20 protein-coding genes are annotated in these 19847 nt (G+C 62.9%); 11 read left to right on the forward strand and 9 right to left on the reverse strand.

The genetic code is table 11. The annotated features are described in order from the left end of the window. Window positions 1–126: 126 nt before the first annotated feature. Window positions 127–768 (reverse strand): arylesterase, encoded by a 642-nt coding sequence (locus tag OHD58_RS03855; RefSeq protein ID WP_263801743.1) that lies wholly within the window; start codon window positions 766–768, stop codon window positions 127–129. Window positions 769–832: 64 nt separating this feature from the next. On the opposite strand from OHD58_RS03855, the gene OHD58_RS03860 reads away from it, so the two are divergent. The 4 genes from OHD58_RS03860 to OHD58_RS03875 all read left to right on the forward strand — a co-directional run bounded on the left by OHD58_RS03860 (window position 833) and on the right by OHD58_RS03875 (window position 5777). After that, on the forward strand, window positions 833–1531 hold the full coding sequence (locus OHD58_RS03860) for an ABC transporter ATP-binding protein (protein ID WP_263801744.1): 699 nt from the start codon (window positions 833–835) through the stop codon (window positions 1529–1531). Window positions 1532–1534: 3 nt separating this feature from the next. Then, a complete protein-coding gene (locus tag OHD58_RS03865; RefSeq protein ID WP_263801745.1) occupies window positions 1535–4084 on the forward strand; it encodes an ABC transporter permease in 2550 nt (849 codons plus the stop codon). A 240-nt stretch (window positions 4085–4324) separates the two neighbouring features. Further along, window positions 4325–5104, forward strand: a complete 780-nt coding sequence (locus OHD58_RS03870; RefSeq protein ID WP_263801746.1) for a Bax inhibitor-1/YccA family protein — start codon at window positions 4325–4327, stop codon at window positions 5102–5104. Between the two features lie 103 nt (window positions 5105–5207). Then, window positions 5208–5777, forward strand: a complete 570-nt coding sequence (locus OHD58_RS03875) for a GNAT family N-acetyltransferase (protein ID WP_263801747.1) — start codon at window positions 5208–5210, stop codon at window positions 5775–5777. Window positions 5778–5782: 5 nt separating this feature from the next. Here the strand turns inward: OHD58_RS03875 and OHD58_RS03880 are convergent, their stop codons facing one another. The 3 genes from OHD58_RS03880 to acnA form a co-directional block, all read right to left on the reverse strand. Beyond that, window positions 5783–6169: a DUF2794 domain-containing protein gene (locus OHD58_RS03880; RefSeq protein WP_263801748.1), complete on the reverse strand. Its 387-nt coding sequence runs from the start codon at window positions 6167–6169 to the stop codon at window positions 5783–5785. Between the two features lie 465 nt (window positions 6170–6634). Further along, window positions 6635–7405, reverse strand: coding sequence for a DUF1223 domain-containing protein (locus tag OHD58_RS03885; RefSeq protein WP_263801749.1), 771 nt, complete (start codon window positions 7403–7405; stop codon window positions 6635–6637). Window positions 7406–7737: 332 nt separating this feature from the next. Continuing rightward, the gene (gene acnA / locus OHD58_RS03890) at window positions 7738–10431 is read right to left on the reverse strand and encodes an aconitate hydratase AcnA (RefSeq protein WP_263801750.1); all 2694 of its coding nucleotides are present in this window, start codon (window positions 10429–10431) and stop codon (window positions 7738–7740) included. A 288-nt stretch (window positions 10432–10719) separates the two neighbouring features. On the opposite strand from acnA, the gene ccmA reads away from it, so the two are divergent. From ccmA to OHD58_RS03925, 7 genes are all read left to right on the forward strand, one after another. After that, entirely contained in the window at window positions 10720–11334 is a 615-nt protein-coding gene (gene ccmA / locus OHD58_RS03895) for a heme ABC exporter ATP-binding protein CcmA (protein WP_263802688.1), read from the forward strand. 225 nt (window positions 11335–11559) lie between these two features. Further along, window positions 11560–12225: a heme exporter protein CcmB gene (gene ccmB / locus OHD58_RS03900; RefSeq protein ID WP_263801751.1), complete on the forward strand. Its 666-nt coding sequence runs from the start codon at window positions 11560–11562 to the stop codon at window positions 12223–12225. A gap of 111 nt (window positions 12226–12336) precedes the next feature. Further along, window positions 12337–13101 carry a heme ABC transporter permease gene (locus tag OHD58_RS03905; protein ID WP_263801752.1) on the forward strand — a complete coding sequence of 255 codons (765 nt, stop codon included), beginning with the start codon at window positions 12337–12339 and terminating at the stop codon, window positions 13099–13101. Between the two features lies 1 nt (window position 13102). Continuing rightward, a complete protein-coding gene (gene ccmD, locus OHD58_RS03910; protein ID WP_263801753.1) occupies window positions 13103–13276 on the forward strand; it encodes a heme exporter protein CcmD in 174 nt (57 codons plus the stop codon). Continuing rightward, a complete protein-coding gene (locus OHD58_RS03915; RefSeq protein WP_263801754.1) occupies window positions 13273–13848 on the forward strand; it encodes a DsbE family thiol:disulfide interchange protein in 576 nt (191 codons plus the stop codon). Before ccmD ends, OHD58_RS03915 begins: the two co-directional genes overlap by 4 nt. Before the next feature lie 125 nt (window positions 13849–13973). After that, the gene (locus tag OHD58_RS03920) at window positions 13974–14867 is read left to right on the forward strand and encodes a bile acid:sodium symporter family protein (RefSeq protein ID WP_263801755.1); all 894 of its coding nucleotides are present in this window, start codon (window positions 13974–13976) and stop codon (window positions 14865–14867) included. After that, window positions 14864–15931 carry a DUF2332 domain-containing protein gene (locus OHD58_RS03925; protein ID WP_263801756.1) on the forward strand — a complete coding sequence of 356 codons (1068 nt, stop codon included), beginning with the start codon at window positions 14864–14866 and terminating at the stop codon, window positions 15929–15931. Before OHD58_RS03920 ends, OHD58_RS03925 begins: the two co-directional genes overlap by 4 nt. 31 nt (window positions 15932–15962) lie before the next feature. Here the strand turns inward: OHD58_RS03925 and OHD58_RS03930 are convergent, their stop codons facing one another. From OHD58_RS03930 to ftsY, 5 genes are all read right to left on the reverse strand, one after another. Next, entirely contained in the window at window positions 15963–16130 is a 168-nt protein-coding gene (locus tag OHD58_RS03930) for a DUF1127 domain-containing protein (RefSeq protein ID WP_263801757.1), read from the reverse strand. A gap of 198 nt (window positions 16131–16328) precedes the next feature. Then, on the reverse strand, window positions 16329–16901 hold the full coding sequence (locus OHD58_RS03935) for an NADPH-dependent FMN reductase (RefSeq protein ID WP_263801758.1): 573 nt from the start codon (window positions 16899–16901) through the stop codon (window positions 16329–16331). Further along, window positions 16873–17487 carry a pyridoxamine 5'-phosphate oxidase family protein gene (locus OHD58_RS03940; RefSeq protein WP_263801759.1) on the reverse strand — a complete coding sequence of 205 codons (615 nt, stop codon included), beginning with the start codon at window positions 17485–17487 and terminating at the stop codon, window positions 16873–16875. The genes OHD58_RS03935 and OHD58_RS03940 overlap by 29 nt, the downstream gene beginning before the upstream one ends. A gap of 21 nt (window positions 17488–17508) precedes the next feature. Further along, the gene (locus OHD58_RS03945) at window positions 17509–18159 is read right to left on the reverse strand and encodes a septation protein A (RefSeq protein ID WP_263801760.1); all 651 of its coding nucleotides are present in this window, start codon (window positions 18157–18159) and stop codon (window positions 17509–17511) included. After that, window positions 18160–19845 (reverse strand): signal recognition particle-docking protein FtsY, encoded by a 1686-nt coding sequence (gene ftsY, locus OHD58_RS03950; protein WP_263801761.1) that lies wholly within the window; start codon window positions 19843–19845, stop codon window positions 18160–18162. It lies immediately after the preceding gene. Window positions 19846–19847 lie beyond the last annotated feature (2 nt).

A 19847-nucleotide genomic window follows, 5' to 3' on the forward strand; every position in this document is an offset into this window, starting at 1 on the left:
TGTCGCCCCTAGCGAATCACCGAAGCCTGGCAGGGGCAAGCTGTTTGTTTGGTGACGGCAAACGAACGGGTTTCCGCAGCGTAATTGCCGTCAGCCTCGCTTCGTCCGGCTCTTTCCTGCCTTGGCTCATGAATCGTCCGCTTTTGCGGCAAGCAATTTCTCGACCGTCGGCAATAGGCGCTCGACCATCCGGTCGATGCCGGCGGCGTTGGGATGCATTCCGTCCTCCAGCAGAAATTGGCGGTCGGCGGCAACGCCGTCCAGAAAGAACGGATAAAGCTGCACGGAATATTTTTCGGCAAGCCGCGGGAAAATGCTGTTGAAGGCGTCGGCGTAGTCGGGGCCCAGGTTGGGGGCGGCGACCATGCCGACCAGCAACACGGCCATGCCACGCTCCTTGAGGCGGTCGAGCATCTTGTCGAGATTCTGTTCGGTGACTTCGGGTGCGATGCCGCGCAACATGTCGTTGGCGCCGAGTTCGAGAATGACCAGTTGCGTGCCGTCCGGCACCGACCAGTCGAGGCGCGACAGGCCGCCGCTCGACGTGTCGCCGGAGACGCCGGCATTGGTGATCACGACATCGTGACCCTTCTTCTGTAGCGCTGCCTGGAGCTTTTCGGGAAAACCTTCGCCAGGGCCGAGGCCATAGCCCGCCATCAGGCTGTCGCCGAAACCGACGATCCGGTAAGGCTCGGCAACGGCGGGAAAGGCTGTGAGGATCGCGAAAAAGGCCCCAAAAGCCAGGAATGCCAATTGTTTGAAAGCCATTAACCGCAACCCATATGACGAAAACCGCTTCAGCCCTTTCTAATCCATATAGGACCGATCCGCCGTGACAGAAGCCGTCATCGAACTGAAAGACGTGTCGCTGACGCTCGGCGAAGGTGCATCGTCCGTGCAAGTCCTGAAAGGCGTCAGCCTTGATGTGACCGGCGGCGAGGCGACCGGCATCGTCGGGCCTTCCGGTTCCGGCAAGTCGACGCTGCTGATGGTGATTGCCGGGCTGGAGAAGGTCGATCAGGGCACGGTGCGAATTGCAGGCGAAACCCTGAACGGCAAAAGCGAGGACCGGATCGCCGCATTCCGCGGCCGCAACATTGGCATCGTGTTCCAGTCGTTCCACCTGATCCCCAACATGACAGCGCTCGAAAATGTCGCGGTGCCGCTGGAGCTGGCCGGCCATCTCGACCCGTTCGGCGTTGCCGAGCGGGAACTTGCCGCCGTCGGCCTCGCAGACCGGGTAACGCACTATCCCGGCGAACTCTCGGGTGGAGAACAGCAGCGTGTGGCGATCGCCAGGGCGCTGGCCCCGGAACCGCGCATCCTGATCGCCGACGAACCGACCGGAAATCTCGACCAGGCGACCGGCAGGCAGATCGCCGATCTGCTTTTTGCCAAGGCCAGGGAGCGCGGCATGACGCTGGTGCTGGTGACGCATGACCCCGCGCTGGCCAACCGCTGCAGCCGGCAGGTGGCGATGCGGTCGGGGCGGATCGAGACGCCACCGTCGCTGCAAGCGGTTCCGGCATAGAAGATGCCGTTCTCCAAGACGCTCAGGCTCGCCATCCGCTTTTCGCTGCGCGAGATGCGCGGCGGCTTCTCCGGGTTCCTCATCTTCCTCACCTGCATCGCCCTTGGTGTTGCGGCGATCGGCGGTGTCAATTCGGTGGCGCGGGCGATCACCGCCGGTGTGGCCAATGAGGGCCAGGTGCTGCTTGGCGCCGACATGCGGTTCGAACTGAACCAGCGCGAGGCGTCAGCGCAGGAACGCGCCTTCCTCGACGGACTGGGCACAGTCGCGGAAAGCGCATCGATGCGCTCGATGGTGCGGCTTGAGGACGGGTCCGATCAGACGCTTGTCGAACTGAAGGCGGTCGACGGCGCCTATCCGCTCTACGGCACGCTGGAAACGGAGCCGCAGTTCGGCCACGACGCGCTGTTCGACGCAAAGGCCGGCATCCATGGCGCCGCGGCGCCCGACCTCCTGTTCGAGCGGCTGGGGCTGAAACTCGGCGACCGCGTAAAAGTCGGCAGCACGACCTTCGAATTGCGCGCCAGGATCATCACCGAGCCCGACGCGGTCTCCGACGGCTTCAGCTTCGCGCCGCGGCTGCTGGTGTCGATGCAGGGATTGCGCGCCTCGGGGCTGGTCCAGCCGGGAAGCCTGGTCGAGTTCGGCTACAAGGTCCGGCTGCCGGCCGGCACCGCCGAGGCGGAAATGACCACCATCCGCGAGCAGGCGGCAGTGGAGCATCCGCAAGCCGGGTGGAGCATCCGCACACGAAGCAACGCGGCGCCGTCGCTGTCGTCCAACATCGAGCGGTTTTCGCAATTCCTGACGCTGGTCGGGCTGACCGCGCTGGTGGTCGGCGGTGTCGGCGTGGCTAACGCGGTGCGGGCCTATCTCGACGGCAAACGCGGCGTCATTGCCACCTTCAAGAGCCTGGGCGCTTCGGGCGGGTTCGTGTTTACAGTCTATCTCGTGCAGATCCTGCTGATCGCCGCCATCGGCATCGTTGCCGGCCTGGTTCTTGGCGCGCTGATGCCGTTTGCCGCAAGTGCGGCACTGCAATCGCTGATCCCGGTACCGGCGGAAACCGGCATATATCCAGGCGCGCTCAGTCTTGCCGCATTGTTTGGCTTGTTGGTGACACTGGCCTTCGCGCTGTTGCCGCTCGGTCGGGCCCGCGACGTGCCGGCAACGGCGCTGTTTCGTGAAATGGGCTTTGAGGGGCGCGGCTTTCCACACCTCGTCTATGTCGCGCTAGCGCTGGCGCTCGCGGCTGTATTGGCGCTGCTCGCCATCCTGTTTTCCGGCGACCGCTGGATCGCCTCGATCTTCGTCGGGGCCACGGTATTTTCCTTCATCGTGCTGAGAAGCGTCGGCTGGCTGGTCCAGTGGATTGCGCGGAAAAGCCCGCGCGTGCGTTCGACTGCGCTGCGGCTTGCCATCGGCAATATCCATCGGCCGGGTGCGCTGACACCATCCGTGGTGCTGTCGCTCGGGCTTGGACTGACCCTGCTGGTGACGCTGGCCTTGATCGACGGCAACCTGCGCCGGCAGATCACCGGCAGCCTGCCGGAGCGAGCTCCGAATTTCTTCTTCGTCGATATCCAGAGCACGGAAGTCGGGAATTTCACGCAGCTTATCAAGAAGGAAGCCCCCGGCGGCGAACTGATGCAGGTACCGATGCTGCGCGGACGTGTCGTGGCGTTGAATGGGGTCGACGTGCAGAAAATGACCGTGCCCGTGGAGGGCGCCTGGGTTCTGCGCGGCGACCGCGGCATCACCTACTCCGACACTATTCCCGAGAACGCCACCGTTTCGGAGGGCAAATGGTGGCCGCGGGATTATTCCGGGGAACCGCTGGTTTCCTTCTCCGCCGAGGAAGGCAAGGCGATCGGTCTCAAGATCGGCGACACGGTGACGGTGAACGTGCTTGGCCGCGACATCACCGCCACGATCGCCAGCTTCCGGCAAGTCGAATGGGAAACGATGGGCATCAATTTCGTCATGGTGTTTTCGCCCAACGCGTTTGCCGGCGCGCCGCACTCATGGTTGGCGACCCTGTCTCTCGATGACGCCACGGCGGCTGACGAATCGCGCATCCTCAACGCGGTGACGCGTGCCTTTCCCGCAGTCACCACGGTGCGGGTGAAGGATGCACTCGACGTCGTCAACCGGCTGGTCGGCCAGCTCGGCACCGCGATCCGCGCCGCGGCGAGCGTCGCGCTGATCGCCTCGGTGCTCGTGCTTTCCGGAGCGCTTGCCGCCGGCAACCGCGCCCGCATCCACGATGCGGTTGTTCTGAAAACGCTGGGCGCGACCCGACACACCCTGATCGCTGCGTTCTCGCTCGAATATATGCTGATCGGCCTGGCGACCGCCATTTTTGCGCTGGCCGCGGGCGGCATCGCCGCCTGGTTCGTGGTGGCGCGCATCATGACGCTGCCGTCGCACTTCCTGCCCGAGGTGGCGGTTGGAACAATCGTCTTTGCGCTTGTTCTGACCGTCGGATTTGGGCTCGCCGGCACCTGGCGGGTGCTTGGCCACAAGGCTGCGCCGGTGTTGCGAAATCTGTAGTCCGAGGCTCGCCGGCCTCCCGCTGCTGGTTAACGCGTGGTAAAATCCAGGTGAATGATGGCGCGTGGCGTTTGTAAATGTATGAGAATCGTCCTTCACGACGGGTTTCGGGCCGTAACGGGTCTTGTCCTCGCCTTAAAGAATCATCATATTTGCCCGCAGGCATGCTGGAGTCCCGCCAGCGGCGCCTGGGTTGTAAAATCCCGACACCCGACGGGGCAGAAGCAATAGAGGAAATCCATGGCTGACCTTCGCAACTATCAGGCGCGCGCCGTGAATGCGGGTACCCGCACCGACGCCGCCATCGACGAGGGCCTGCGCGCCTACATGCTCAAGGTTTACAACCTGATGGCGCTCGGTCTCGTTATCACCGGTGTGGCCGCCGTCGGCATGATAATGCTGACCACCACCAATGATCCGGCCGCTGCCGTCGCAACGCTCGCCAACGGCAAGATGCTGACCGCGCTGGGCGCGGCTGTCTACGGTTCGGCGCTCCGCTGGGTGGTCATGCTGGCTCCGCTGGCACTCGTGTTCTTCCTGGCTTACCGCGTCAATTCGATGAGCGTGTCGGCCGCGCAGGCGACCTTCTGGGCCTATGCCGCGCTTGTCGGCGTTTCGCTGTCGTCGATCTTCCTGGTCTTCACCAGCCAGAGCATCGTGCAGACGTTCTTCGTGACCGCCGCCGCTTTCGGTGCGCTGTCGCTCTACGGCTACACGACGAAGCGCGACCTGACCGCGATGGGGTCGTTCCTCATCATGGGCGTGTTCGGCCTGATCATCGCAATGGTGGTCAACATCTTCCTGCAGTCGTCGGCTCTGCAGTTCGCCATCTCGGCGATCGGCGTGCTGATCTTCTCCGGCCTCACCGCCTACGACACGCAGAAGATCAAGGAAATGTATTTCGAGGGAGACGACGCCCTTGTCTCGGGCCGCAAGGCGATCATGGGCGCGCTGACGCTCTATCTCGACTTCATCAACCTGTTCACGTTCCTGCTGCAGTTCCTCGGCAACCGCGAATAGTGTAACTGGACCAATCGATTTGAAAAGGGCGGCTTCGAGCCGCCCTTTTCTTTTGCGCCGAGGTTTGCTGTTATTGCGAGCATTAAACTGAAGTGCATAAAATATGAGCAGGCTTGTTATCCGCGACGCGCAGGCGTCGGATCTCGATCGGATCACGGAAATCTACGCGGATGCGGTCACAAATGGCACGGCCAGCTACGAACTGGAGCCGCCGACGCGCGCCGAAATGGGCAGCCGATTCGCATCGCTGAAGGATGGCGGCTTCCCTTACATCGCCGCTGAAAACAACGGCGTGCTGGTGGGGTATGCCTATGCGGGCCCATTTCGGCCACGACCGGCCTACCGCTTCATTGTGGAGGATTCGATCTATGTGGCGCCGGAGGCAAAGGGCCAGGGGATCGGCCGCCTGCTGCTCGAAGAGCTCATAACGAAAGCCGAATCATGTGGTTTCCGGCAGATGATCGCGGTAATCGGCGACGGCAGCCCGGACAGCCCTTCGGTCAAGTTGCACGAGAAGCTCGGCTTTCGCCATTCCGGAACTTTGCAGGGCTCCGGCTACAAGCATGGCCGTTGGCTGGACACGGTTTTCATGCAGCTTTCGATGAATGGCGGGACCGACAAGGATCCTGATCCGGAATCGCTGCCTGAGCGAAGGTTCTTGGGAAAACTATAGGAAAATCAGGCTTCTACCAGACGAAGCGCCTTGTCGAATACACCGAGGACCCGTGCGAGTTCGTGTCCGCGCTTAAGGATATGTCCGGACGCCGCGACAACGGAGAAGGCGCCCTGCCTGTGCGCAAGCCTGGGGTTCTTGATGATCTGGAAAAGCGGCGTCTCGCTGGTCCGGCGGAAGACGGAAAACACTGCCCTTTCAGGGAGATGGTCGATGGCGTAGTCGCGCCATTCATTGGCCGCGACCATGCGGCCGTAAAGCCTCAGAATCAGATCGAGTTCGCGCCGGTCGAATGAAACGGGGAGATTGAGCCGTTCGCGCCGTGCCTCGTGGAGCGGGATCAATATTGCGGATTCGTCCCCATCCTCCGCTCCGGCACCGCGATCGGTCATGCAACGCAGCCTTTCCATGACAATTTGGCGACACGAGGAGTTTGCCTGTTCGTCGCGGAAATGCAAGTCCGCCGCTTTGTTACGGATTGTTACAGGATACCTCACGAAGCGGGACAAAGTGTCGGAATTGGTGATGGCTTCGCCACAATCTTGCCGCAAATAATCCCGGCTTTAGCCTCAATATCTGACGAACATCCCCTTGTTGCCTGAGACGGTTCGGTCCGGCACTGACTCGTAAACCCCAAGCCCCCCGCCCACGGGTCTGAGTCGGATCGAACCAACCTGGGCTTTCCGTCGGAAAGCCTGGTGCGACGATCCCAAATCCTTGTGACCGGTGTCAGTCTTTGCTGGCGCCGGTTTTTTCTTGCCACCGTCCGCGGCTAATTCATTTCGCCCGAAAGTGTCCTCGGTTTCGGGATAACGACATGCATCGGATCAAAGAACCTGAAGCGCGGCCGCCGAATCCTATTCGGCGCGACGCGCTTCAGGAATGTCGATGACGGCGGCGCCGAGGATCGGTCCGGGCGCGCCATCCTTGCCTGCGGATTGCAGCAGAACGGCACAGTTACTGCCCTTCTTGGCCATATCACTGACCGGCATCTCGAAGCGGGCCGACTTGCCATGCCACATGCCGGCGGTCTGTATGTCCTTTACGGCGTTCCAGTAATTGACCGTCTTGCCAGTATTTTCGCCGCGCGTGATGACCACCGGCTGCACCGGGTCATAATAGACCAGCACGACATGCGCCTCTCCGACAGCTTCCTTCGCCGAGTCGGTTTCGATGACGACACTGTCGCCGGACCGTGTGACGGAGATCCCGACCTTGAGGCCGTTTCCAGCGCTCGACATGCCGTCCAGTGCAGCGGTTACTTCGGAACGAACAGCGCCGTTGACGTGGGCGCGACCGTTGATGACCGCCTGCGGCGTGTAGACCGAGCGGGTGCCGAATGACTTCATATAGTCATACTGGCGCTCCGTACTCTCGACCGAGCCGAGTGTGTCCTGCCAGCCGAGATAGTCCCAGTAGTTGACGTGATAAGCCAGCGCGACCACGTCGCCCTCCTGGGCGAAGTCGGCAAACACCGCATCGGCGGGCGGGCACGAATTGCATCCCTGGCTGGTGAACAATTCGATGACGCCGAGAGGCTTTTGCAGGTCTTCCGCCATGCTCGGCCCCGCAATCGGCGACAAGACCAGCGTCAGGGCCGCCAGCCCAAGAATTCTGCCCAAGTCCATGGCCGTTCCAACTCTATTGCCGGCATTGCCGGCTTTGTTCTCATTGCGAAAATAATTGACAGAAGCGGCCCTCAACAGGAAGTCACGTTGCGGTGAAAAATTGCTGCTGTGATTCGAGGCCTGAAAGCTCGATTCCCCCCTGACGCCGGTCGATTGTTCGTGGGCGACGGCTGGCTCGGGCCGGCTGGTACAATCTGGCAGCGGCAGCGATTTTCGCGGTATCGGTCTGTTGCGGTCGATCGACGCCAGCGTGTGCGAAGCCATACCGTGGCATAAAAAAGCCGCCGGAACCTACGTCCCGGCGGCTTCTCGTTGAAGTTCGAAGTCAGCTTTTAGGCGGCCAGGTCGCGCAACACATATTGCAGGATGCCGCCATTCTTGAAGTAGTCGAGTTCGTCCAGCGTATCGATGCGGCAGAGGATCGGCACATTCTTCACCGTGCCATCGCCGAACGTGACCTTCGCCAGCATCTTCTGCCGCGGCTTGATGTTTTCCAGCCCTTCGATCGTCACCAGTTCATCGCCCTTCAGACCGAGCGAGGCCCATGAGGTGCCTTCCTCGAAGACGAAGGGGATGACGCCCATTCCGACCAGGTTCGAGCGGTGGATGCGTTCGAAGGACTGCGCGATGACGGCGCGGACACCCAGCAGATTGGTGCCCTTGGCCGCCCAGTCGCGCGACGAACCGTTGCCGTATTCGACGCCAGCGAAGATGACCAATGGCACGCCTTCCTGACGATACTCCATGGCGGCGTCGTAGATCGGCACTTCTTCCTTGGTGGGATAGTGGATCGTATAGCCGCCTTCGCGGCCGTTTTCGCCCAACATATGGTTGCGGATGCGGATGTTGGCGAAGGTGCCCCGCATCATCACCTCATGATTGCCACGGCGCGTGCCGTACTGGTTGAAATCGGCGACGCCGACGCCATGGTCGGTCAGGTACTTGCCGGCGGGCGAAGCAGCCTTGATCGAACCGGCCGGCGAAATGTGGTCCGTGGTGATCTTGTCGCCGAACAGCCCGAGCACGCGGGCGCCCTCGATCTTGCCGATAGCGCCTGGCTTGGAGCCCATGCCGACAAAGTAGGGCGGGTTCTGCACATAGGTCGAATTGTCGTCCCAGGTGTAGGTCTGCCCCTCCGGCGCCTGCACGTTCTGCCAGTTCTCGTCGCCCTTGAAAACGTCGGCATATTTGCGGGCGAAAAGTTCGCGGGTGACGTTTTCGGCGATGAAGGCATCGATCTCCTGGCTCGATGGCCAGATGTCCTTGAGGAACACCGGATTGCCGTCGCGGTCCTCGCCGAGAGGCTCGGTCGTGAGATCTTTTGTGACGGTACCAGCCAGCGCATAGGCAACCACCAGCGGCGGTGAAGCCAGGTAGTTGGCCTGTACATCGGGCGAGACGCGGCCTTCGAAGTTGCGGTTGCCGGAAAGCACGGCAGCACCGATCAGTCCCTTGTCGTTGATGACTTTAGAGATCGGCCCCGGCAGCGGACCGGAGTTGCCGATGCAGGTGGTGCAGCCGAAACCGACGAGGTTGAAGCCGATCTGGTCGAGTTCCTTCTGCAGGCCCGACTTGTCCAGATATTCGGCCACCACCTGGCTGCCGGGGGCGAGCGAAGTTTTCACCCAGGGCTTCTGCTTGAGGCCGAGTCGATTGGCGTTGCGGGCGACAAGGCCGGCAGCCATCAGCACGCTCGGATTGGAAGTGTTGGTGCAGGAGGTGATCGCCGCGATGACGACATCGCCATGACCGAGGTCGTAGCTGGCGCCTTCGACGGCATAGCGCTTGGCGGTGTCTACGGTCTTCTTGTACTCGGTCTCCAGCGACTTGGCGAAGCCGGAAGCGATGCCTTCCAGCGGGATACGTCCTTCCGGACGCTTCGGGCCGGCCATCGACGGCACCACGTCGCCGAGGTCGAGTTCGAGCAGGTCGGTGAAGACCGGATCGGCCGAACCCTTGTCGCGCCACATGCCTTGCGCCTTTGAATATTCCTCCACCAGCGCGATGCGGTTTTCAGCGCGGCCGGACATGGTGAGATAGCGGATGGTCTCGGCATCGACCGGGAAGAACCCGCAGGTGGCACCATACTCCGGCGCCATGTTGCCGATAGTGGCTCGGTCGGCCAGCGTCATGTTGGAGAGGCCCGGGCCGAAGAACTCGACGAACTTGCCGACGACGCCCTTCTTGCGCAGCATCTGGGTGACGGTGAGCACGAGGTCGGTGGCGGTGACGCCTTCCTTGAGCGCGCCGGTGAGGCGGAAGCCGATCACTTCGGGGAGAAGCATCGAGACAGGCTGGCCGAGCATCGCGGCTTCGGCCTCGATGCCGCCAACGCCCCAGCCGAGCACGCCGAGGCCGTTGACCATCGTGGTGTGCGAATCGGTGCCGACGCAGGTGTCGGGATAAGCGATGATGTCGCCGTCCTCACCGGTGAGGGTCCACACCGTCTGCGCCAGATATTCGAGGTTGACCTGGTGGCAGATGCCGGTGCCGGGCGGCACGACACGAAAATTGCGGAACGCCTGCTGCCCCCATTTCAGGAATTTGTAGCGTTCCTCATTGCGCTCGTATTCGAGCTCGACGTTTCGGGCAAACGCCATCGGCGTGCCAAACTCGTCGACAATGACGGAGTGATCGATGACCAGGTCGACCGGAACCAGCGGGTTGATCTTCTGCGGGTCGCCGCCGAGCGAGGCCATGGCGTCGCGCATCGCGGCGAGATCGACGACGGCGGGAACGCCGGTGAAGTCCTGCATCAGTACGCGGGCCGGGCGGTAGGCGATCTCGACGCCCGCCGTGCCCTTGTCGGTCAGCCAACCGGCGACCGCCTGGATCGATTCCTTGGTGACCGAACGGCCATCCTCGTTGCGCAGAAGGTTCTCCAGCAGAACCTTCATCGAATAGGGCAACTGGGCGATGCCGGTGAGGCCGTTCTTTTCGGCTTCGATCAGGCTGTAATAAACATATTCCGCATCACCTGCCTTGAGGGTGCGACGGCAATTGAAACTGTCGAGTGATTTGGACACGTGCGATCCATCCTTGTCTGTTCAGCCTGAAAGGGAACGGACTCCGATGGGCATGCAATCACGCGCAAAGGTGCGGGTACGGCCATTTCCGCTGTCCGCTCCCAAGCAACCCGAGCCGTTCAAGGCGGCGCGTGCGCTGGTTCGGCGCAAATTCGTTTGCCACACCGACCGCTGGCGTGGTTGTTGCGCATATAAAGAGTTTCTTGGAAGAGTTCTAGAGACATAAAAAGCAAATTTGCTGCGACGCGGGAGCGAGAGCGGCATGTGATGATCAATGACGGGGAACGCATGCGGCTGATCGCCGAAAATCTGAGCGGCGAACGTGGCGGCGAGACGATTTTCTCCGGCTTCGGCTTCGATCTGGCCGAAGGCGAAAGCCTGATGGTGACCGGTCCGAACGGTGCGGGAAAATCGACCTTGCTCAGGGTGATCGCCGGACTTTTGCCGATGGCGCAAGGGGCCGTCCGGCTCGACGGCGGCGGCGAGGAATGGCCGACGGTCGCCTCGGCCTGTCACTATGTTGGTCACCAGAACGCCATGAAGACGGCCCTGACCGTCGCCGAGAACCTGCGCTTCTGGCAAGATTTTTCGGGTAGCCCGCATCTGGCGGTCGGCGAGGCGCTGGAGATGGTCGGGCTCGACGGACTTGGCCACCTGCCGTTCGGCACATTGTCGACAGGCCAGCGCCGGCGTGCCGCGATCGGCAGATTGCTCGTCAGCTATCGGCCGGTCTGGCTGCTCGACGAGCCGACCGCCGGACTGGACAAGGCATCCGAAGCGCAGTTCGCCGCATTGATGCAGGCGCATCTGGAGGATGGCGGGATCATCATCGCCGCCACGCACCTGCCGCTCGGGCTTCGAGGGGCGAAGGCGTTGGAGATGGGAAGGCCAGGCAATGTCTGAGTTCCTTCGCGCCCCCCTCTGTCCTGCCGGACATCTCCCCCACAAGGAGGGAGATTACGCTTTCAAAGAACTTCGCGCCCAACCAACAACGCTGCTGAACGAAGCGCGGCGTTACGGTCGGCCAATCTCCCCCCTTGTGGGGGAGATGTCCGGCAGGACAGAGGGGGGCAACGCAGAGTGCAAGCCTGTCCAAAGGAGTGAGATACTCCCAAGGGGGGGCTCCCAATGCTAGCGCTCTTCCTCCGCGATGCGCGCCTCGGCGTTCGCGCCGGCGGTGGGGCGCTGACCGGCGTTCTTTTTTTCCTCGCGGTGATCGCCACGATCCCGTTCGGTGTCGGGCCGGATCTCAACCTGCTTGGCCGCATCGGGCCGGCGATCCTGTGGATCGGCGCGCTGCTGGCCTCATTGCTCGGCCTCGACCGACTGTTCCAGGCCGACCGCGAGGACGGCTCGCTCGATCTGCTCATCCTCGCCGAAAGCCGGCACATGCTGCCGCTGACGGTGTTCGTCAAATGCCTGGCCCACTGGACCGCCAGCGTGCTGCCATTGGTGATTGCAGCACCCTTCTTCGGCCTGTTGATGAACATGGAGCCGGCGGGCATTGGCGCCGCAGCGCTGACCTTGCTGGTCGGCACACCGGCAATCACCTTCATCGGCGCGGTGGGTGCGGCGGTTACCGTGGTGCTGCCGCGGGGCGGGCTGCTGATCTCGGTGCTGGTGCTGCCGCTGGTGATCCCGGTGCTGATCTTCGGCGTTTCAGCGAGCTATGCGGCGGTGGCCGAACCCGACCCTTTCCTGCCGCCATTCCTTATTCTTGCCGCGCTGACGCTGTTTCTTGCCGTCATCGGCCCGGTGGCGGCGGCGTTGGCGCTGCGCTATGCCGCAGACTGATACCGAAAGTTGCAGGCCCTTCAGGCAAGGATCATGCGATAGAGAAGGCAGCACTATTGTACGAGGCTGCTCGATTGCGGGCGGACCTGCCCCGTTCTATTTTGAGCTACGATGAGCGAAACCAGCACGACGATCAGAAGTTTTGCCGACCTCGCCAACCCGACGCGGTTTTTGGCGCTGGCCGACCGGCTTGTGCCGTGGTTCGGCGGCATCGCCGTCGTCCTGCTGGCGATCGGCCTCTATCTGGGCTTCTCCGCCCCGGAAGACTTCCAGCAGGGCATCACCGTGCGCATCATGTACATCCACGTGCCTTTCGCCTGGCTTGCCATGATGTGCTACACTCTGATGGCCTTGTCGGCGCTCGGCACCTTGGTCTGGCGGCACCCGCTGGCTGACGTGGCCTTGAAGGCCGCCGCGCCGATCGGCGCTGTCTTCACCGCGCTGGCGCTGGTCACCGGTTCGATCTGGGGCAAGCCGATGTGGGGCACCTGGTGGGTGTGGGATGCCCGGCTGACTTCGGTGTTCGTGCTATTCCTGATGTATCTCGGCATCATCGCGCTGACCCGGGCGCTCGACGATCCCGCGCGATCGGCTCGCGCCGCCGCTATCGTCACGCTGGTCGGCTTCATCAACATCCCGATCATCAAGTTTTCTGTCGACTGGTGGAATACGTTGCACCAGCCGGCCTCGGTGTTCCGGCTCGACGGGCCGACCATCCACCCGAGCCTGCTCTGGCCGTTGCTTGTGATGGCACTGGGCTTCACCATGCTCTTCTTCACGCTGCACCTGATGGCGATGCGCAACGAGATCTGGCGCCGCCGCGTCAGCGCCATGCAGCGCATCGAGGCGCGCCGCGCCGAGCGGCAAGGCGTATAGCATGTCGGCGCACGCGCTCTACGTCACCGCCGCTTACGGCATTTCCGCGCTGGCGATCGCCAGCCTGATCGGCTGGATCCTTTTCGACCAGAGAGCACGCAAGCGCGAAGCCGCCGAACTGGAGGCAAGCGGCGTGCGCCGCCGCTCCGAGCGCAAGGCCGGAACGGGGGCATGAGCGTGCAGCCGGATACCGCGCCGAAGCCGCGCCGGATTTTTGTCCTGCTGCCGCTTTTGCTTTTTCTCGGCCTCGCGGCGGTGTTCTTCGCACAGCTGATGTCGGGCCGCGACATCTCCGCGGTCCCGTCCGCGTTGATCGGGCAGCCCGCGCCCGAGACGAAATTGCCGCCGCTCGAGGGAACCGACCTGCCCGGTCTCGACTCTGCTTCCTTTGCCGGCAAGGTGACGCTGGTGAATGTCTGGGCGTCGTGGTGCGCGCCCTGCCGCGAAGAGCACCCGCTTTTGCTGGCGCTGTCACAGGATCAGCGCTTCACCATCGCCGGGCTGAACTACAAGGATAAGCCCGAAAACGCGCGACGCTTCCTCGGTGAACTCGGCAATCCGTACAGGGCGATCGGCATAGACGATGCCGGCCGCACCGCGATCAACTGGGGCGTCTACGGCGTTCCCGAAACCTTCCTCGTCGGCAAGGATGGCAAGATCGTCTACAAGCATGTCGGCCCGCTGAGCCCGGATGCGATCACCGGCGAGTTGTTGCCGCAGATCGAAAAGGCCATCGCGGCGCAATAATCCGGGCCATGGATGCCCTGCATCCAGAGCGTGCGAATCGCCTCGCTTTCCACTACGTTCTCATACATAGCCGCGAAGGAGGGCGCGCCGCATCGGCGCGACACGCGGCAATCGGGGAGGCATCCGTGGAAGACAGTTCCGCGCTCATCATTTTCCTGCCGCTTGCGCTCGGCGTCATCATGCTCGGCCTCGGCCTGTCTTTGACCGTACAGGATTTCCGTAACGTCCTGGAAAAACCCAAGGCCGTGATCGTCGCGCTCATCTGCCAAACGGTCATCCTGCCGTTGGCCTGCCTTGGCGTGGTCTATTTCTTCGGGCTGGAGCCGGCTCTGGCCGTCGGCATGATGCTTCTTGCGGCAAGCCCGGGCGGAACGTCGGCCAACCTCTACAGCCACTTGGCCGGCGGCGATGTAGCGCTGAACATCACGCTGACGGCAATCAATTCGGCATTGTCGATTGCGACGCTGCCATTGATCGTCAACTGGTCGCTGGCGCATTTCATGTCCGGGGACCAGGCGATTCCGCTACAGTTCGCCAAGGTGCTGCAGGTCTTCGTCATCGTGCTTGGGCCGGTGCTGATCGGCATGTGGATCCGCAACAAGCTGCCGGCATTCGCCGAGCGCATGTCGAAGCCGGTCAAGCTGTTCTCGATGCTGTTCCTGTTCGCGGTCGTCGCGGTGGCGCTTATCCAGGAATGGGAGACGCTGATGATCTGGGGCCCGGTGGTTGGACTTGCCACGCTCGCCTTCAACCTGATCAGCCTGGGGGTCGGCTACTTCGTGCCGCGCGCCGCCGGCGTCGAAAAGCGGCAGGCCACCGCCATCGGCATGGAGATCGGCATACACAACGGCACGCTGGCGATCGCCATCGCGCTCAGCCCGCTGCTCCTGAACAACGCGACCATGGCTGTGCCGGCAGCGATTTACGGCCTCGTCGCTTTCATCACTGCCGCGATCTTCGGCTATTTGCTGAAGCGGTCGCAGGCAGCGATGGCAACGGCCGGAAAGGCGGCTCATTGAACGACAGCGCTGGCGAAAGCGGCAAGGAAGCCGCGATTCGCAATCACTTCGTGCATCAGGCAGTGGGTTCCGACGGGCTCGGCTCGCCCTTCACGGCGCGGCTGTGCCGGGCGTTGTCGCGGTGCCTCGACAGGAGCACGGCAACAGGCCGGCGGGTGCTCGATTGGCCAGGGCATACACGGCATGACGCGCTGTCGCTGCGGCTTTGCGCAGGACTGCATGCGCTGGTCTTGTCGGGGCAGGACGGCGAACTGAGTGCGGTCTATCCGCCGGCGGAGGCGGATGAGGAAACGCTGGCGCGCATGCTTCCCGGCGCGATCGCCCGCAACGACGAACGGCTGCTGCGATCCCTCGGCAGCGCGCCGCAGACCAATGAAATCGCCCGCTCGGGCATGCTGCTGCCGGGGTTCCTCGCCATTGCGCGGGAGACCGGATTGCCGCTTGCCCTGCACGAGATCGGTTCCAGCGCGGGGCTCAACCTTCTGTTCGACCGTTTCCATTATCATTACGGCGATGCGGAATGGGGCGATGCGAATTCGCCGGTGCGGCTGGCGCCGGAAGTACGCGGAATCGCACCGCCGCTCGATGGCCCCCTCGAGGTTTTGTCCCGGCAAGGCAGCGACATCGCTCCCATAAACGTCGCCAACGAAGCTGACCGTCTGCGGTTGCGCTCCTACATCTGGCCCGATCAGCCTCAAAGGCTATCGCGGCTGGATGCGGCGATCGAATTGGCGGCCGAAGTGCCCTTTTCGCTCGAGAAAGCCGACGCAGCGCTGTTCGTGGAACAGAGACTTGGCGAGCAGCGGCCGGGCTCAGCCTTCGTGCTGTTCCATTCCATCATGTGGCAATACATGCCGGAGACGACGAAGCAAGCAATCGAGGCAACGCTGGCCGAAGCGGGCCGCGCGGCATCAGCGGCTTCACCGGTCGCCTGGCTGCGCATGGAGCCCGCGGATACGCGCGATCCATATGCGACGCTGAGCCTGACCCTGTGGCCGGGCGGCGAGACACGGCGCCTCGCCAGATGTGACTATCACGGCCGCTGGATCGAATGGACAAGCTGACGGCTTGCGCCCATCAGCTTCAGATTTCGTGTTATCGGCCGTAAAAATCCTGATGGGCGCGGCGCAGCATATCGGACCGGTCGGCGCCCATATCGGCGAGATCGCGGTTGGTCAGTGCCTGGATTTCATCGATGACCCGGTTGTATTCCAGACGCTTGGCGAGGCGGCTTCTGGCGTGGTTGAGGAGCGCGGCAATCATGGCGTTCTTCCTTTCGACGCCGTCTGTCGACGGCTGAGGTGAACCTCCCTTGTTCCAGTGAAAGATTGGCATGGTTTTGCTGCGGCGCAATATTTGATGTTGCAACGCAGTATTGCAGTCAGTGCATTGCTTGCACCGAAGCTATGCGAAAATTAGCGGCAGCTTGGTAACTTTAGAGGCAGGATCCGCGAAATCGCACTATTGCCGCCGGACAAACGCTTCGAATGCTGCAAACGTTTCGCGCATGATTGTCCGATGCGCCGGATCGGCAAGGATGCTTGCCCACTCGTCCGGCTTCTTGCCGATCAGCGGAATTTCGAGTTCGGCGCCGTCGAAGACCGCGAATGACATCGTCTTGAGGATTTCCCGCAGCGCCTCGCGGGCAAACAGCGAGCGAGACGAGGCATGGACCAGCATTGCCGGCTTGCCGACCGCTGCCGGGCCCGACACCAGCCAGTCGAGCGCGTTCTTGATGCCGCCCGGCACGCCATGCGCATATTCCGGGCAGGCGATGACGATGCCATCGGCGGAGATGGCCGCGTCGATCAACCGCGTGACGATTCCAGGCGTTCGTTCGCCCTCATCGTCTGGATTGAAGATCGGCAGCACGCCGAGGTCGTCGTAGATTGCGAGATCGATGCCTTGCGGTGCGTTGTCCGTCATCGCGTGCAGCAGCGCGCGGTTTGTAGAGGCAGCCCGGAGGCTGCCGGCAACACAGAGAAATTTCATGAGGGGCCGGCGGCTACCACATCGATTTCTGGTAGGATTCATCGAGCCAGCGGTCGGTCTCGCCGGCCGACTGGTCCAGCGCCAACTGGTCCTTCAGGATCTGCCCGAGCGTCGGCAGCCTGGCGCGGTCGGGCCAGCTTTCCGGTTTCCACAGTTCCGAGCGCATGAACGCCTTGGCGCAATGCATGTAGGCTGCCTTGATCTCGACGACGATGACGCTGATCGGTGGCTTGCCGTCATGCGCGAGCCGCTCACGCAGGACAGGATCGGCGGTGATCTTGGCCACGCCGTTGATGCGCAGCGTCTCGTTCATGCCGGGGATCAGGAACAGCAGGCCGATTGCCGGGTCGAGCAGCAGGTTCTCCAGCGTGTCCAGCCGGTTGTTGCCCGGCCTGTCCGGGATCGCGATCGTGGTCTCGTCGAGGATCTCGACAAAACCCGGCCGATCGCCCTTCGGCGTCACATCGGCATTGCCGCTGCCGTCGGTCGAGCCGATCAGCACGAACGGGCTCCTTGAGATGAAGGAACGGCAGTGGCCATCGAGCCTGGCCAGCACCTTTCGGACGGCACCGTCGCCCGGCTCCTTGTAGAGGCTTCGCAGTTCTTCGCGCGTCGAAAGGAATTGCATGCAGGCCCTCCCCGGTCGTCGTTATTTCCTGATCCGCTCGTCGAGCGAGTGGCGCATGATCAGCGGCATCTGGCTGAAGGTGAACAGAAGTGTGATCGGCATGATGCCCCATACCTTGAACGCCACCCAAGTATCGGTCGGAAAGGACCGCCAGACGATCTCGTTGACAAGGGCCAGGAACAGGAAAAACAGACCCCAGCGGAAGGTCAGCTTGCGCCAGCCCTCGGCATCGAGCCTGAATGCCGAATCGAAGACGTAGCCCAGCAGCGACTTGCCGAAGAACAGCCCGCCCAAAAGCACGCCGCCGAACAGCGTGTTGACGATGGTCGGCTTCATCTTGATGAAGATGTCGTCCTGCAGGTAGAGCGTCAGCGCGCCGAAGATGAACACCACGACGCCTGACACCATCGGCATGATCGGCAGCGTGCGGGTGAGTACCCAGGAAACGACGAGGGCAATCGCGGTGGCCGCCATGAAAAGTCCGGTGGCGATGAAGATCGGCCCGCCGAGTTCGGCCAGCGCGGGAAATTTCGTTGCCAGCCACTCACCGCGCGTGTTTGCGAAGAAGAAGATCATCAGCGGCCCGAGCTCCAGCGCGAGCTTCAGCACCGGGTTGATCTCTTTCTTTTTTGGGTCGGAAGGATCGCGTTCGAGGATGGGTTCGTTCGTCACTCAGGCAACTCCCGCGATCGCCTTGGCGAAATCGCTTGCGGAAAATGGTTCGAGGTCGTCGACCTGTTCGCCGACGCCGATGAAATAGACCGGCAATTTATGCTTGGCGGCGATTGCCACCAGGATGCCGCCACGCGCGGTGCCGTCGAGCTTGGTCATCACCAGCCCGTTGACGCCGGCGACATTACGAAAGATCTCGACCTGGTTGAGTGCGTTCTGGCCGGTGGTGGCATCGACCGTCTGCAAAACTGTATGCGGTGCCTCCGGATCGAGTTTGCCGAGCACGCGGACGATCTTTTCCAGCTCCGCCATCAGCTCGGTTCTGTTCTGCAGCCGGCCGGCGGTGTCGATGATCAAAACGTCGGAGCCGGCTTCCTTGGCTTTTTCGAAGGCGTCGTAGGCGAGACCCGCGGCATCGGCGCCGAGCTTCGAAGCGACCACCGGCGAGCCGGTGCGCTCGCCCCAGATCTTCAGCTGCTCGATAGCGGCTGCGCGGAACGTATCGCCGGCGGCAAGCGTCACCGACAGGCCGCCGGTGACCAGCTTGGCGGCAAGCTTGCCGATGGTGGTGGTCTTGCCGGTGCCGTTGACGCCGACGACCAGGATGACATGCGGCTTGTGCGACAGGTCGAGTTCGAGCGGCAGCGCGACCGGGCCGAGCACCCTCTCCACCTCCTGCGCCATGATCGTGCGGACCTCACTCTCCGACACATCCTTGCCGTAGCGGCCCGACGCCAGAGCATCGGTGATGCGGATCGCCGTCTCCATGCCGAGATCGGCGCGGATCAGCACATCCTCCAGATCCTGCAGCGTGTCCTCGTCGAGCTTGCGCTTGGTGAAAACACCCGCGATGTTCGAGGACAGCTCCTTCGACGACCGCGATAGCCCGTCTCTCAGCCGCTGGAACCATGTGGTCTTCGGAGCCGGCTCCGGCGCCTTCTGCGGCTCCACCTTTTTCTCGACGGCCTTCGATACGGTGACCTTGCCGGGCGTGGGCTTTGGCGCTGCTTCCGCGGGAGACTGCGGAATGGCGTCCGGCTCGGGCGCCGTTTCGCGCAGCACCGGCCGCGTCTCGACCAGTGGCGGCTGGCGTACAGGTGGCGGAACTTCCGCCGGTGGCAATCCGGGCTCGACCGGCTGCACTGGCGCTGGAACCTCAACTGGCGTCGGCGGCTCCGGTTTAAGCGGCTCCGGCTCACGAACCGGCTCGGCGGGCGGAACCGGAACCTCGACAGGGGCGGGCTCCGGAACAGGTGGTTCCTTCGGCTGCGGGACCTCGACCGGCTGAACCTCAGGTTCGGGCTCGGCGGGAATTTCCTGCGGAAGCGGTTCCGGTTCGCGAACAGGCTCCGGCGCGGGAGCCGGAATTTCGACGGGTGCAGGTTCAGGAACTGCCGGGCTCGGCTCGGGCGCCGGCTCTTCCGGCTCCGGCTCGGCTGGCTCAGGCGGAAGCGGCTCGGGAGCTTCAGGCTGCGGCTCTTCGACCGGGGCCGGCTGCACCGGCTCCGCGGGAACCGGCACCTCAGCTGGCTGTGGCGGCGTCTCGACCGGCGGCGACGTCTCTGCCTTCAGTTCCTTCAGCGCGTCGAAATTAAGCGGCGGCAGCGGCGCCGTCTCGTCGATCTTCTCCTCGACGACTTCCTTCTTGCCGAAGGAAAAGACTTTCTTGATGAACCCGAATGCCATGC

This window comes from Mesorhizobium sp. ZC-5, from assembly GCF_025753855.1.
GTDB lineage: Bacteria > Pseudomonadota > Alphaproteobacteria > Rhizobiales > Rhizobiaceae > Neomesorhizobium.

What these genes read in the sequence shown, in the direction of transcription:
- OHD58_RS03865 (WP_263801745.1), top strand. Translation starts at nt 1,535, where the DNA reads ATGCCGTTCTCCAAGACGCTCAGGCTCGCCATCCGCTTTTCGCTGCGC.
- OHD58_RS03915 (WP_263801754.1), top strand. Translation starts at nt 13,273, where the DNA reads ATGAGCGTGCAGCCGGATACCGCGCCGAAGCCGCGCCGGATTTTTGTC.
- OHD58_RS03875 (WP_263801747.1), top strand. Translation starts at nt 5,208, where the DNA reads ATGAGCAGGCTTGTTATCCGCGACGCGCAGGCGTCGGATCTCGATCGG.
- ccmD (WP_263801753.1), top strand. Translation starts at nt 13,103, where the DNA reads ATGTCGGCGCACGCGCTCTACGTCACCGCCGCTTACGGCATTTCCGCG.
- OHD58_RS03885 (WP_263801749.1), bottom strand. Translation starts at nt 7,405, where the DNA reads ATGGACTTGGGCAGAATTCTTGGGCTGGCGGCCCTGACGCTGGTCTTG.
- OHD58_RS03905 (WP_263801752.1), top strand. Translation starts at nt 12,337, where the DNA reads ATGAGCGAAACCAGCACGACGATCAGAAGTTTTGCCGACCTCGCCAAC.
- OHD58_RS03930 (WP_263801757.1), bottom strand. Translation starts at nt 16,130, where the DNA reads ATGATTGCCGCGCTCCTCAACCACGCCAGAAGCCGCCTCGCCAAGCGT.
- ccmB (WP_263801751.1), top strand. Translation starts at nt 11,560, where the DNA reads ATGCTAGCGCTCTTCCTCCGCGATGCGCGCCTCGGCGTTCGCGCCGGC.
- OHD58_RS03940 (WP_263801759.1), bottom strand. Translation starts at nt 17,487, where the DNA reads ATGCAATTCCTTTCGACGCGCGAAGAACTGCGAAGCCTCTACAAGGAG.
- ftsY (WP_263801761.1), bottom strand. Translation starts at nt 19,845, where the DNA reads ATGGCATTCGGGTTCATCAAGAAAGTCTTTTCCTTCGGCAAGAAGGAA.
- OHD58_RS03880 (WP_263801748.1), bottom strand. Translation starts at nt 6,169, where the DNA reads ATGACCGATCGCGGTGCCGGAGCGGAGGATGGGGACGAATCCGCAATA.
- OHD58_RS03855 (WP_263801743.1), bottom strand. Translation starts at nt 768, where the DNA reads ATGGCTTTCAAACAATTGGCATTCCTGGCTTTTGGGGCCTTTTTCGCG.
- OHD58_RS03935 (WP_263801758.1), bottom strand. Translation starts at nt 16,901, where the DNA reads ATGAATCCTACCAGAAATCGATGTGGTAGCCGCCGGCCCCTCATGAAA.
- OHD58_RS03870 (WP_263801746.1), top strand. Translation starts at nt 4,325, where the DNA reads ATGGCTGACCTTCGCAACTATCAGGCGCGCGCCGTGAATGCGGGTACC.
- ccmA (WP_263802688.1), top strand. Translation starts at nt 10,720, where the DNA reads ATGCGGCTGATCGCCGAAAATCTGAGCGGCGAACGTGGCGGCGAGACG.